This is a genomic window from Labrys miyagiensis (assembly GCF_030160835.1).
GTDB lineage: Bacteria > Pseudomonadota > Alphaproteobacteria > Rhizobiales > Labraceae > Labrys > Labrys miyagiensis.
Map to the genome: position 1 here is coordinate 137,261 of NZ_BSPC01000066.1, position 12,222 is coordinate 149,482.

The window sequence follows — 12,222 nt, forward strand, 5'->3', positions numbered from 1 at the left end:
GGCTCAGACGAATTGCCGCAGTTCGGGGATCTCGGCCACGATCTTGCCGACGACCTCCGGTCCTGCCTCCCTCTCGGCGAAAGCGAAGAGCTCCTTGCCGATGGCCTGGATCTGGCTGAGGTCGAGGCCGAGCGCCATCAACTGGCCACCGAGGCCGGCAATGCCGCCGCCGACATGGCCGACCATGCCGGCCAGCATCCCCATGAAGCCGCCGCTCTGGGCGTTCATCGCCTCGTTGGTGACTTCCCGTGCGCCCTTGATGGAGTCGACCAGCTTCGCCACCGCGTCGGCGGGGCCTTCACGTTCGAGGAAGGCGAGCACGGCGCCGATGGCCTGCGTTGCAACATCGGGGCTCACACCAATTTTCGCTGATAATTGGGCGACCAGCTCTTCCATATTCTTTTCTCCCTGACGTTACGCCGATGCTACCAGAGATTCATGGTGCGCATACCGCCTTTCTCTGTTTCGTATTTTAGCATGGAGATCAAGGCCGCGGGCGACCCTCTTGCGGCAGCCAGTTGGGCGTAACCCGGCGCGAGGACGAGGCGACCATGGCGAGAGGCTGCTCGTGCCTATATGGTGCGCCGCCAAACCGACTGGGCTGGGACATACAAGATGATCGATCAGAGCCGGATTTTCGTCGCCAAGGGCAGTGAGCCCGATTATCTCACCATGGCTTTCGGCAACCGCCATGGGCTGATCACCGGGGCGACCGGCACCGGCAAGACGGTGACGCTGCAGGTGCTCGCCGAGGGGTTTTCGGCCCGCGGCGTGCCGGTTTTCGCCGCCGACATCAAGGGCGATCTGTCCGGCGTGTCGCAGCGGGGCGAAGCCAAGGACTTCATCCTCAAGCGAGCTGCCGATGTGGGCATCACCTATGAGCCCGACCAGTTCCCGGTGCAGTTCTGGGACATCTTCGGCGAGCAGGGCATGCCGATCAGAGCCACCATCTCCGACATGGGGCCGTTGCTGCTCGCCCGCATGCTGCAGCTGAACGATGTCCAGGAGGGCGTCCTCAACGTCGCCTTCAAGCTTGCCGACGATCAGGGCCTGCTGCTGCTCGACCTCAAGGACCTGCGCGCTTTGCTCGCCGACATGGCAGAGAACGCGGCCGAGCTGATGAAGACCTACGGCAATGTCTCCAAGAGCAGCGTCGGCGCCATCCAGCGCCAGCTCCTGGTGCTGGAGCAGCAGGGCGGCGACAAGTTCTTCGGCGAGCCGGCCTTGTCGCTCGTCGATATCGGCCTCGTCGACGCAAGGGGGCGCGGCACCATCAATATCCTGGCCGCCGACAAGCTGATGGCGGCGCCGCAACTCTATGCCACCTTCCTGCTCTGGCTGATGTCCGAGCTGTTCGAGCAACTCCCCGAAGTAGGGGACCTCGACAAGCCCAAGCTCGTCTTCTTCTTCGACGAGGCTCATCTTCTCTTTACCGATGCGCCACCTGCTCTCCTCCGGAAGATCGAACAGGTCGTGCGCCTCATCCGCTCCAAGGGCATCGGCATCTATTTCATCACCCAGAATCCGCTCGACGTGCCCGACACGGTGCTTGGGCAGCTCGGCAATCGCGTCCAGCATGCCCTGCGCGCCTTCACCCCGCGCGACCAGAAGGCCGTGAAGGCAGCGGCCGAGACCTTCCGCCCCAATCCGGACATCGATACCGCACGGGTGATTTCGGAACTGGGCAAGGGCGAGGCCCTGGTGTCGTTCCTGGAGGGTAACGGCGTGCCGGCCATGGTGCAGCGCGCGCTCATCCTGCCGCCCGCTGCCCGAGTCGGTGCGATCACGCCGGCTGAACGTCAGACGATCCAGCAGTCCTCGCCCCTTCGCGGCAAGTATGAGACGCCCGTCGATCGCGATTCGGCCTTTGAAATGCTCCAGCGCCGAATTACGCAAGGGGAGGCGGATCCTGAAAACGGCCAGAATGGCGGCGGCTTCCTTGGTGGCGTGCTCGGCAGCGTATTCGCAGGCGCAGGTTCCGGGAAGAGCACATCGGGCCGGATGTCGACCTCGGAGGCCGTCATTCGCTCGGTCACACGTACGATTGCGACCACCGCCGGCCGCGAGATCACCCAGGCGATCCTGCGCGGGGTGCTCGGTGGGCGCTCCCGCAGATAGAGGCCCGAAAAATCGCAGTCACGCACTGATATATCAATATACTTCGGGGGTTGTTACGTAGATATAACGCAACGCAATGTCAAAATTAACGTATTGCATTTGCCCACAGACTGGGGAAGTATTGTTGGTGCATATACGTTTGGGTATCTAGGACGTATGAGCTTTTGCGGCGCGACAGCTAGGAGGCTCGAGGAAGATGGACGGTACGACTATACTGCACGAGCGCGCGAACCGGAAAATTATTCAGTTCGCCGACATATTGCTGGTCAACTCCGACAAGGACGCTGCTGAGTTTTGGCGCGAGAGTTTGCTCGATTTCGGCATGACAAAGGTGAGGATTGCCTCCGGTATTGTGGATGCCCTTGAGGTAGTACGTCAGTCTCCTCCATCGGGCATTGTCGTTGCCTTGCCAATCCTTGCCGACGCTTTCACACTCATGGGCGCCCTGAGCCAGGACGAAACCAGCGATCTGCGCGAAGTTCCGATTCTGCTCGTCGCCAACCAGCCGAGCCGCGCGGCTTTGCTGACGGCGACGCATGCCGGCTTTGATGCTGTGCTGACAGAACCGGTCTCGCCAAGGCAGATCTATCGCCGCGTGGGTTCGATGATTCAGCGGGCAAGGCTATCGGCGCGCATGCGCAGCATGGCGAGCTGAGCACTCCCCGACAAGGCGATACAGGACGCCGGAGATGTCCCGCCCAGATGACGCCGGAGCAAGGTTGGTCGGCGCCCATCTGTGTGGGGCTTCGGCTTTGTGAACAAATCGGCCCTACCAACAAGGACAAATGCGCGATAGCTTGCGCCTCCCTTTATCGCGCAGTTCAGATTCATGTCCCAGATCCTCAAAGCGCTCGATGCCGCCGACCAGGCGCTCGATGCGAGCCTCGACAGGCTGTACGAATTCCTTCGCATCCCCTCCATTTCCGCCGACAGCGCCTATGAAGGCGATTGCCGCAAGGCGGCGGAGTGGGCGGCAGCGACGCTACGCGACATCGGCTTCGATGCCTCTCCGCGCAAGACCATCGGCCATCCCATGGTGGTCGGCCACAAGCGCACCGGCCGTCCAGGCGTGCCGCATGTGTTGTTCTACGGTCATTATGACGTGCAGCCGCCGGATCCGCTGGAACTGTGGAACACCAAGCCCTTCGAGCCGGTGCGGGTGAAGGGCCCCCATGGCGACATGATCGTGGCGCGCGGCGCCTCCGACGACAAGGGCCAGGTGATGACCTTCATCGAGGCTTGCCGCGCCATCCTGAAGACGGAGGGCGAACTGCCCGTCGACGTCACCATCTTCCTCGAAGGCGAGGAGGAATCCTCTTCCCGCAGCCTGGTGCCCTTCCTCCGGGAGAACAAGGACGAGCTGACCGCCGATTTCTGCCTCGTCTGTGATACCGGTCTGTGGGATCGCGATACGCCGGCCATCACCACCATGCTGCGCGGCATTGTCTATGAAGAAGTGATCATCAAGGCCGCCAGCCGCGACCTGCATTCGGGCATGTATGGCGGGGCGGCGCAGAACCCGATTCGGGTGCTCTCCAAGATCCTCGCCGCCTTGCATGACGAGGATGGCCGCGTCACGCTGCCGGGCTTCTATGACGGCGTGAAGGACCTGCCGGCTCAGGTGAAGGCTGAGTGGGAGGCGCTCGGCTTCGATGGCGAGGCATTTCTCGGCGAAGTCGGCCTGAAAGTGCCCGCCGGCGAGACGGGGCGCACGGTGCTCGAACAGATCACGGTGCGGCCGACCTGCGATGTCAACGGCATCACCGGCGGCTACCAGGGCGAGGGCGCCAAGACGGTGATCGCGGCGCAGGCTTCCGCCAAGGTCTCCTTCCGCCTCGTGGCCGGCCAGGAGCCTGCCAAGGTGCAGGCCGCCTTCCGGGACTTCGTCACCAGGAGCCTGCCCGCAGACTGCAAGGCCGAGTTCCTCTCCCATGGCGCCAGCGCCGCCATCGCCGTGCCCACGGACAGCCCGCCGCTCGCCAAGGCCCGCGCAGCGCTGGCCGAGGAGTGGGGCCGCACGGCGCCGGTGATCGGTTCGGGAGGTTCCATCCCGGTGGTCGGCGACATGCAGCGCATCCTCGGCATCGATTCGCTGCTGATCGGCTTCGCGCTGGAGGACGACCAGATCCATTCGCCCAACGAGAAATATGAGCTGCGCAGCTTCCACAAGGGCATCCGCTCCTGGGTGCGCATCCTGCACGCGCTGGCGAAGTAGCACGGTCATCCCGTGCGCGGTGCGGCGCGAAGTGCCGCGCAGCAGACACGGGACCGCGACCCACGGATTCACCTCTTTCTACAAACGGTCCCGGATCTGCGGCGCATCACTTCGTGCTGCACCGCGTCCGGGATGACAGCCATCCGGAGCCGCCATGAAAGCCGTCGTCTTCGAGCAGTTCGGCCAGGCGCCGAAGATCCAGAGCGTGCCCGATCCCACGCCTTCGGAAGAGGGCGTGGTCGTCAAGGTGGAGGCGACCGGCGTCTGCCGCAGTGACTGGCATGGCTGGATGGGGCATGACCGCGACATCGTGCTGCCGCATGTGCCGGGTCACGAACTAGCCGGCACCATCGCCGCCGTCGGGCGGCAGGTAAAGCGCTGGCGCGTCGGCGATCGCGTCACCGTGCCTTTCGTCGCCGGCTGCGGGCATTGCCCGCAATGCAGCTCGGGCAATCACCAGGTCTGCGAGCATCAGTTCCAGCCGGGCTTCACGGCTTGGGGTTCCTTTGCCGAATATGTCGCCCTCGATTTCGCCGACACCAATCTGGTGGAAGTGCCGGAGAGCCTCGATTTCGCCACGGCGGCGAGCCTTGGCTGCCGCTTCGCCACCTCCTTCCGCGCCATCGTCGACCAGGGCCGGGTGCAGGCGGGCGATTGGGTGGCGGTGCATGGCTGCGGGGGCGTCGGCCTTTCGGCCATCATGATCGCCAATGCCATCGGCGCCAATGTGGTGGCCATCGACCTGACCGAGGAGAAGCTCGCCTTCGCCCGCGAATTGGGAGCGGTGGCGACTGTCAACGCCTCCGAGGCCAAGAGCGTGGTGGGCGCGGTGCGCGAGTTGACGGGAGAGGGCGTGCATGTCTCGATCGACGCCCTCGGCCACCCCACGACCAGCGTCAATTCGATCCGCAATCTGCGCCGGCGCGGGCGCCACGTGCAGGTGGGTCTGATGCTGGGCGATCATGCCCGGCCGCCCATTCCGATGGACCGCGTCATCGCCTACGAGCTCGAGATACTCGGCAGCCATGGCATGCAGGCCTATCGCTACAAGGCGATGCTCGACATGATCGAGACGGGCAAGCTCGCCCCCCAGAAGCTGATCGGCAAGCGCATTGGTCTCGATGAGGCGCCGGAGGCCCTGATGCAGATGGACCGCTTCGACGGGGTCGGCATCAGCGTCGTAACGCGCTTTTGAAATTGAGGCCGGCAAAGCGGAAGGCGAGCAGCACGACCACGCCATAGGCAAGAGCGCCGATGGTGCCGGTTACGGCGAGGCGCGCGATCTCCTGGAAGCGCGGCAGCATGGCCGTGTAGGGCTGCAGCTCCTCCGAAACCATGTACATGGCCTCGGCCATGACGATGGTGGCGGCGGCGATGCAGGCGAGCATGCGCCACAGCCGGCCGTCGAGAGCCATGTAGCCGCGCCGGCTGGCCAGCACGATGAGCAGAATCAGGTTGATCCAGGCGCCGATCGAAGTGGCGAGGGCGAGACCCGCCTGCTGCATCGAGCCGGTCAAGGCGATCTTGAGCAGCACATTGATGGTGAGCGCCGTGAGCGAAGCCCAGAGCGGCGTCGCCGTATTGCCGCGCGAATAGAAGCTTGCGGTGGCCGAACGGATCAGCACCACGGCGGGCAGGCCGACACCATAGGCGAGCAGGGCTGCGGCTGAGGCGTTGGCAGCCTCCGCGGTGAAGGCGCCACGCATGAAAAGCGCGCGCATGATGAGATCGGGCACGGCGGCAAAGCCGGCCAGGAAGGGCGCCGCCATCAGCCAGGTCAGGAAGATCGCGCGCCTTTGCGCCGCATGGGCGGCGTCGGGCTTGCCGGCAGCCAGCAGGCGGCTCATCTCCGGCAGGAGCACGGTGCCGGCGGCGATGCCGATGATGCCGAGCGGCAGCTGGTTGATGCGGTCGGCGTAATAGAGGGCGGCTACGGCGCCGGCGAGGAGCTGGGAAGCGATGATCGTGTCGGCGAAGACGGCGATCTGGGTACCCATGGAGCCGATGGTGGCCGGGCCGAGCGCGCGGAAGAAGGCCCTCACCGGCTTGTCGAGGCTGATGGCCTGTGGGCGCGCCAGCACATGGGCGCGCGAGGCCGCCCACAGGATAAACCCGAGCTGCAGGACGCCGGAGATCACGAAGCCCCAGGTCGCCGCATAGGCCGGCGTCGGGAACAGCCGGTAGCAGGCGAGCGCCAGGATCATCGGGATGTTGAGGAGGATTGGCGCTGCCGCTGCGGCGGTGAAGCGCCCGATCGAGTTGAGCACGCCGCTATAGAGCGCCGCGAGCGTGATCAACAGCAAATAGGGGAAGGTGATGCGGGTGAAGACGACAGCGAGATCATAGCGCTCGCCCTCGAAGCCGGGTGCCGTCAGGCCGATGAATTGCGGGGTGAAGAGCAGCACCAGGCCGAGCAGGATCACCTGCGAGATCAGCAACAGGGAAACGATCCGCCCCTGGAAGATCCTCGCCGCTTCGTTGCCTTCCTGCTGATGGACCCGGACATAGGCCGGCACGAAGGCGGTATTGAAGGCGCCCTCGCCGAAAATGGCGCGGAAACTGTTGGGCAGGCGCGAGGCAACGAAAAAGGCTTCGGCGGCCGGGCCGCTGCCCAGGAGGGCGGCCGTCATCGCGTCGCGGGCAAAGCCGGTGATACGCGAGAGAATCGTCCAGGCACCGATGTTCAGGATGTTTTTAAGCAAAGGCGGGCCTACAAGGAAAATGTGCGCCCTGATACGCGGCTTTCACGAGTCTGAACAGAGACAAGCGCGATTCTCGCTCCGGGCGATTGCCCCGTGGTGGAAGGATTGCGCTGGTTTGATGCAGGGCGCTGCCGACAAAAAGCGGGAGCCTTGTCGACTCGAGCGCGTGAAGCCCGGAGTGGCGGTCTCCGACCGCCATCGCCCTTGCCGGTATGCCAGGTGTTTCGAACAGATGGCGGTCGGAGACCGCCACTCCAAAAGAAAGAGGCCGCAGCTTGCGCTGCGGCCCAAGTCTAGGGAGGAAACGCCCAAGGAGGGCTGCCAGACGGGGAACAAATCCGCGCCATCTGACGAGAGTTAGTTTAGTGTGCGGCGCACAATAAACAAATGCTGGTTTTGCATGGCTGTCGAGCAAGCCATGCAAGTGTCGTGCGGGTAACGTGCTACCGGTGCTACGAAACTCAATAGATTTCAAGGGCTTAAAAGGGAAGGCGGAGCACGATGGCTCCGCCTTCCCTTGAACCTCAGACGAAACGAAAAATCCAAAGCGATTTGAACGCGGATTTTGCCAGCGAAATGGAGCTTACTTCACGGCCGCTTCATAGAGTTCGGCGACATAGTCCCAGTTTACCAGGTTGTCGACGAAGGCCTTGAGATAGTCGGGGCGGCGGTTGCGGTAGTCGATGTAATAGGAGTGCTCCCAGACATCGACGCCGAGAATCGGCGTGGCGCCATGCACCAGCGGGCTTTCGCCATTGGCGGTCTTGGCGACGATCACCTTGCCGTCCTTGACCACGAGCCAGGCCCAGCCCGAGCCGAACTGCGTCACGCCAGCCTGGATGAAGTCTTCCTTGGCCTTCTCGACCGAGCCGAGGCCGTCGACGATGGCCTTCTCGAGATTGCCGGGAATGGCGCCGCCGCCATTGGGCTTCAGCCACTTCCAGAAATGCAGATGGTTGTAATGCTGGCCGGCATTGTTGAACAGGCCGGCATTCTTGCCGAAAGAGCCCTTGACGATCTCCTCCAGGCTCTTGCCTTCCCACTCCGTGCCCTTGAGCAGGTTGTTGCCGTTGTTGACATAGGCAAGGTGGTGCTTGTCGTGATGAAACTCCAGCGTTTCACGCGACATATAGGGCGCGAGCGCATCGTAGGAATAGGTCAATTCGGGAAGCGTGAAGGACATGGCGTTCCTCTTCATGTGGCATGTGATCAACGGTGGTGACGGCAAAACGCCGCCTGCCGTTGTGGGTTCCTGGATTTCCGGGCCGAAACCATAGATCTCGCGGAAATCCGGGGCAGAACCGAGCGCCGATGGGGTCGGCAGGCGACCTTAAGCAGGATGGCGGAGGAAGGGAACTGATTTGGTAGAATGACTGGCATGAAATTATGCAGGCCGTGCCACTTTCCAAATCACCCAGCCTTCCGAATCAGGCTGCGTCCATGGCCTTCAGCGCGAAAGCCTGCACCAGCGCCACTTCCTTCAGCCGGTCGAACCGTCCCGAGGCGCCGCCATGGCCTGAATCCATATTGACCCTGAGGATCGCGGGTGTCTCGCCTGTGCTCTTTTCGCGCAGGCGCGCCACCCATTTCGCCGGCTCCCAATAGGTCACGCGCGGGTCCGTGAGACCGGCGAGCGCCAGGATCGGCGGATAGGCCTGGGCGCTGACATTATCGACCGGGCTGTAGGACAGGATCGTATGGAAGGCCTCCTCATCCACGATCGGATTGCCCCATTCGGGCCATTCCGGCGGGGTGAGAGGCAGGGTGTCGTCGAGCATCGTGGTGAGCACGTCCACAAAGGCGACCTCGGCCACGACGGCGCCGAAGAGATCCGGTGCCAGATTGGCGACTGCTCCCATCAGCATGCCGCCGGCTGAGCCGCCATGCGCCACGATCCGTCCCTTGGAGGTGAATTTGTGGCTGGCAAGATAGGCGCCCGCCGCAACGAAATCGTGGAAACTGTTGCTCTTGCGCGCCAGCTTGCCTTCCCGATACCAGCGCCAACCCTTCTCGGAGCCGCCGCGGATATGGGCGATGGCATAGACGAAGCCGCGATCGACCAAGGACAGGATGTTTGTCGAGAACTGCGCCGGCATGGAAATGCCGTACGCACCATAGCCATAGAGCAGGAGCGGGGCCGAGCCGTCGATCGGGGTCGCCTTGCGGTAGAGCAGGCTGACAGGCACGCTTTCGCCATCGGCCGTGGGAGCGAAGACGCGCCGCGTTACATAGAGCGACGGGTCGTGGCCGGAGGGCACCTCCTGGCGCTTGCGCAGTACGCGCTCGCGTGTGCGCATATTGTAGTCGAAGGTCTCGGCCGGCGTGGTCATCGAGGAATAGACGAAGCGAATCACGTCGGTTTCGAACTCTTCCCAGCCCCGCAGATCGAGCGCATAGGCCTCCTCCTCGAAGGCGATGCTGTGCTCTGTACCGCTGGCAAGCTCCCGCACCACGATTCGCGGCAGGCCGTCCTCGCGCTCCAGCCGTACCAGCCATCCCGCCAGCACCACCATGGCGAGGATGTAGCGGCCTGATTTGTGCGGGATGAGATCGCGCCAGGACCGGCGATCGGCCGTGGCGAGCGGCGCGCTCATGATGCGGAAATCCTCGGCGCCGTCGACATTGGTGAGGATCAGCAGCTGATCCCCGCCGTCGGCCATCGGCAGGTGCTCGATCTCGTACTGCATGCCCGCTTCGCGCCCCGCGATCAGATGGACCGTGCCGTCGGGATCGTCGAGATGGATCACCCGGGCTTCCGAGGTCTCGTGATCGTGGATCGAGATCACCGCCATGCGGCGCGACTGGGTCTGGCCGAGGCCGACGAACATGCCGCTGTCCGCTTCCTCATAGACCAGGCGGTCCTCGCCGGCGGGCGTGCCCAGGCGGTGTTCCCACACGCTAGAGGCGCGGTGGTTCTTGTCCACCTTCACATAATAGAAGGCCGAGCCGTCCTGGCGCCAGACCACGCCACCGGCGGTATCAGGTACTTCATCGCCAAGCATTACCCCTTTAGTGGTATCGAGGATATGCGCGACATAGAACTCAGAGCCATTCTCATCGCTGCTCCAGGCGACCAGCCGGTGGTCGGGCGAGGGATCGGAGCCGCCGAACGCGAAGAAGCCCTTGCCTTCGGCGAGGGCATCGCCGTCGAGCAGCACGCTCTCCTCGCCGCCGCCGCGGGGGCGGCGGCAGTAGAGACGGTGCTGCCCCCCTTCGCGGAAGCGGGAGTAATATTCGAAGGGGCCATCGGGCGCCGGCACGGACGAATCATCCGCCTTGATGCGCCCCTTGAGTTCCTCGAACAACGTGGCTCGCAGAGCCTCCCCTTCGGCCAGCCGGGCCTGTGCGTAGCTATTTTCCGCCTCGAGATGGGTCCGGATGTCGGCCGGCAGGGCCGATCCGTCGCGCAGGACCTCCTGCCAGTTGTCGGCGCGCAGCCAGGCATAGTCGTCATGCAAGGTAACGCCATGGACAATACGCTTGCTTGGCCGCTTTTCGGCGACCGGGGGAAGAATCGAGGCTGGCATCGGAGGTTTATTCTTTCGAATCAGGCGTGAAGTTCATCGAGTGACCGTTGATGCAATAACGCAAACCGGTCGGCTTGGGGCCGTCGGGGAAGACGTGTCCCAGATGCGCGTCGCAGGTGGCACAGCGGATTTCGATTCGGCGCATGCCGAAGGAGCGGTCCTCAATTTCGATGACGGCGTCAGGCCGCACGGGTTCGAAATAGCTGGGCCAGCCGCAGCCGGAATCAAACTTGGTGTCGGATCTGAAGAGTTTTTCCTCGCAGCAGACGCAGGAATAGATGCCCTTTGCTTTGGAATTCCAGAACGGCCCGGTAAAAGCACGTTCGGTGCCGTGCTCGCGGGTAATGCGGTACTGTTCTGGAGAGAGAAGCGCCCGCCATTCCGCATCGGTTTTGCTGACTTTCTTGTTTGGCACAATTGTCTCCCAATATTTTGCCGCAAATGGATGCTAAATACGCTGAAGACATACTTTGCGACTGATTCGACGAACTCACTCTTTGGTAGTCCGTCACTCGGCCATAGATAGGAAGGGGGCGGAGCGTTCGCAATTCTTGCGTCGATCACGATGGAGTTAGATTTTGCAATTTTGCAGGGAATGTTTGTGACCGGCGCAGACTGTCGCAGAGGAAATCGGTTCACGACTGGGCCTCTACCATGGATGGTAAGCGGGTACGCAGGGCCTTGAATTTGCATAATACGCTGATTATCCACGGCTTTTTTCAAGAGAGCTTTTCTCTCTGATGGGGGAGGTCGATTTTGTCCACAATGAAGCCCAGATAGTCCAATAGGGCGTTGCAGTAGCCAATTGTGGTAGGTTCCCGGCTTACGTAAGCGGTTGCATGTTTTGGCGGCAGTAAACCGGGCCGCCTCAATACAAATTTCATGCTTGTCTTGCAAAAGAACTTGATTGATAAGATTTGAGAGTTTAAATCAAATTCCAATTCGAAATTCGCGATTCCAATGTTGCGAAGCGAATGTATGGCTGGGTCTGCTGTAATTGAATGGCGCGGCAGCGTAGCCTGTGGTGAACATTTAGTTGAATCAGACCAAAAGAAGAAAGTCGATTTTCCATGAGCGACGGATCACACAACGCCAACTTCATCGAGCTCGCAGCTGACATCGTCTCTGCCTATGTAAGCAACAATTCGGTTGCTGCATCGGATCTGCCAGGCTTGATCAACGAGGTCCATGGTGCTCTTCAGCGTATCACCAGCGGCGTCCAGGAAGTGCCGGCTGAGGCTCCCAAGCCTGCCGTTCCTGTCAAGAAGTCGGTGACGGCTGACTACATCATCTGCCTCGAGGACGGTAAGAAGTTCAAGTCGTTGAAGCGTCACCTGCGCACCCAATACAATATCTCGCCGGAAGAATACCGCGAGAAGTGGGCTCTGCCGGCCGACTATCCGATGGTTGCCCCAAACTATGCGCAGGCTCGTTCCAACCTTGCCAAGCAGATGGGCCTCGGCCAGCAGCGTCGCCGTAAGGGCCGGTAAGCTCCCACCCCGAGACTGTCGGCGCATATCTCGGGAAAGCCGTCAGGCTTTCGGGACGGGCTAGTGTGCCGACCCGGAGTTGAAGCGCGCGTGCTTCAGAAGAAGCGCGACCTGTCGTGAACCTTTAAGCAGTGGGGAAGCCGGGTGCTCTGCGCCCGGCTTTTCTATTC

At 62.4% G+C, this 12,222-nt stretch carries 10 protein-coding genes; 5 read left to right on the forward strand and 5 right to left on the reverse strand.

The features are described from left to right. Positions 1-3: 3 nt before the first annotated feature. Positions 4-396 (reverse strand): DUF2267 domain-containing protein, encoded by a 393-nt coding sequence (locus QQL24_RS28835; protein ID WP_284315757.1) that lies wholly within the window; start codon positions 394-396, stop codon positions 4-6. Between the two features lie 219 nt (positions 397-615). Here QQL24_RS28835 and QQL24_RS28840 point away from each other — a divergent pair, with 219 nt between their 5' ends. The 4 genes from QQL24_RS28840 (at position 616) to QQL24_RS28855 (ending at position 5,528) form a co-directional block, all read left to right on the forward strand. After that, positions 616-2,118, forward strand: a complete 1,503-nt coding sequence (locus tag QQL24_RS28840; RefSeq protein ID WP_284315758.1) for a helicase HerA-like domain-containing protein — start codon at positions 616-618, stop codon at positions 2,116-2,118. Between the two features lie 196 nt (positions 2,119-2,314). Then, a complete protein-coding gene (locus tag QQL24_RS28845) occupies positions 2,315-2,773 on the forward strand; it encodes a response regulator (RefSeq protein WP_284315759.1) in 459 nt (152 codons plus the stop codon). A gap of 174 nt (positions 2,774-2,947) precedes the next feature. Beyond that, positions 2,948-4,333, forward strand: coding sequence for a dipeptidase (locus tag QQL24_RS28850; protein WP_284315760.1), 1,386 nt, complete (start codon positions 2,948-2,950; stop codon positions 4,331-4,333). A 154-nt stretch (positions 4,334-4,487) separates the two neighbouring features. Next, positions 4,488-5,528, forward strand: a complete 1,041-nt coding sequence (locus QQL24_RS28855) for a zinc-dependent alcohol dehydrogenase family protein (RefSeq protein WP_284315761.1) — start codon at positions 4,488-4,490, stop codon at positions 5,526-5,528. Here QQL24_RS28855 and murJ read toward each other — a convergent pair. The 4 genes from murJ to msrB form a co-directional block, all read right to left on the reverse strand. Continuing rightward, positions 5,506-7,035 (reverse strand): murein biosynthesis integral membrane protein MurJ, encoded by a 1,530-nt coding sequence (gene murJ, locus QQL24_RS28860; protein ID WP_284315762.1) that lies wholly within the window; start codon positions 7,033-7,035, stop codon positions 5,506-5,508. The two genes, QQL24_RS28855 and murJ, sit on opposite strands and share 23 nt — an antisense overlap. A gap of 583 nt (positions 7,036-7,618) precedes the next feature. Then, positions 7,619-8,218 (reverse strand): superoxide dismutase, encoded by a 600-nt coding sequence (locus QQL24_RS28865; protein WP_284315763.1) that lies wholly within the window; start codon positions 8,216-8,218, stop codon positions 7,619-7,621. Positions 8,219-8,462: 244 nt separating this feature from the next. Beyond that, positions 8,463-10,562 (reverse strand): S9 family peptidase, encoded by a 2,100-nt coding sequence (locus QQL24_RS28870; RefSeq protein ID WP_284315764.1) that lies wholly within the window; start codon positions 10,560-10,562, stop codon positions 8,463-8,465. Between the two features lie 7 nt (positions 10,563-10,569). Next, on the reverse strand, positions 10,570-10,977 hold the full coding sequence (gene msrB / locus QQL24_RS28875; protein ID WP_284315765.1) for a peptide-methionine (R)-S-oxide reductase MsrB: 408 nt from the start codon (positions 10,975-10,977) through the stop codon (positions 10,570-10,572). Positions 10,978-11,632: 655 nt separating this feature from the next. Here msrB and QQL24_RS28880 point away from each other — a divergent pair. Beyond that, positions 11,633-12,052: a Ros/MucR family transcriptional regulator gene (locus QQL24_RS28880; protein ID WP_284315766.1), complete on the forward strand. Its 420-nt coding sequence runs from the start codon at positions 11,633-11,635 to the stop codon at positions 12,050-12,052. Positions 12,053-12,222 lie beyond the last annotated feature (170 nt).

Excerpts from the sequence above, each read along its gene's own strand:
- QQL24_RS28835 (WP_284315757.1), bottom strand. The coding sequence starts at position 396 with ATGGAAGAGCTGGTCGCCCAATTATCAGCGAAAATTGGTGTGAGCCCC.
- QQL24_RS28840 (WP_284315758.1), top strand. The coding sequence starts at position 616 with ATGATCGATCAGAGCCGGATTTTCGTCGCCAAGGGCAGTGAGCCCGAT.
- QQL24_RS28845 (WP_284315759.1), top strand. The coding sequence starts at position 2,315 with ATGGACGGTACGACTATACTGCACGAGCGCGCGAACCGGAAAATTATT.
- QQL24_RS28850 (WP_284315760.1), top strand. The coding sequence starts at position 2,948 with ATGTCCCAGATCCTCAAAGCGCTCGATGCCGCCGACCAGGCGCTCGAT.
- QQL24_RS28855 (WP_284315761.1), top strand. The coding sequence starts at position 4,488 with ATGAAAGCCGTCGTCTTCGAGCAGTTCGGCCAGGCGCCGAAGATCCAG.
- QQL24_RS28865 (WP_284315763.1), bottom strand. The coding sequence starts at position 8,218 with ATGTCCTTCACGCTTCCCGAATTGACCTATTCCTACGATGCGCTCGCG.
- QQL24_RS28870 (WP_284315764.1), bottom strand. The coding sequence starts at position 10,562 with ATGCCAGCCTCGATTCTTCCCCCGGTCGCCGAAAAGCGGCCAAGCAAG.
- QQL24_RS28880 (WP_284315766.1), top strand. The coding sequence starts at position 11,633 with ATGAGCGACGGATCACACAACGCCAACTTCATCGAGCTCGCAGCTGAC.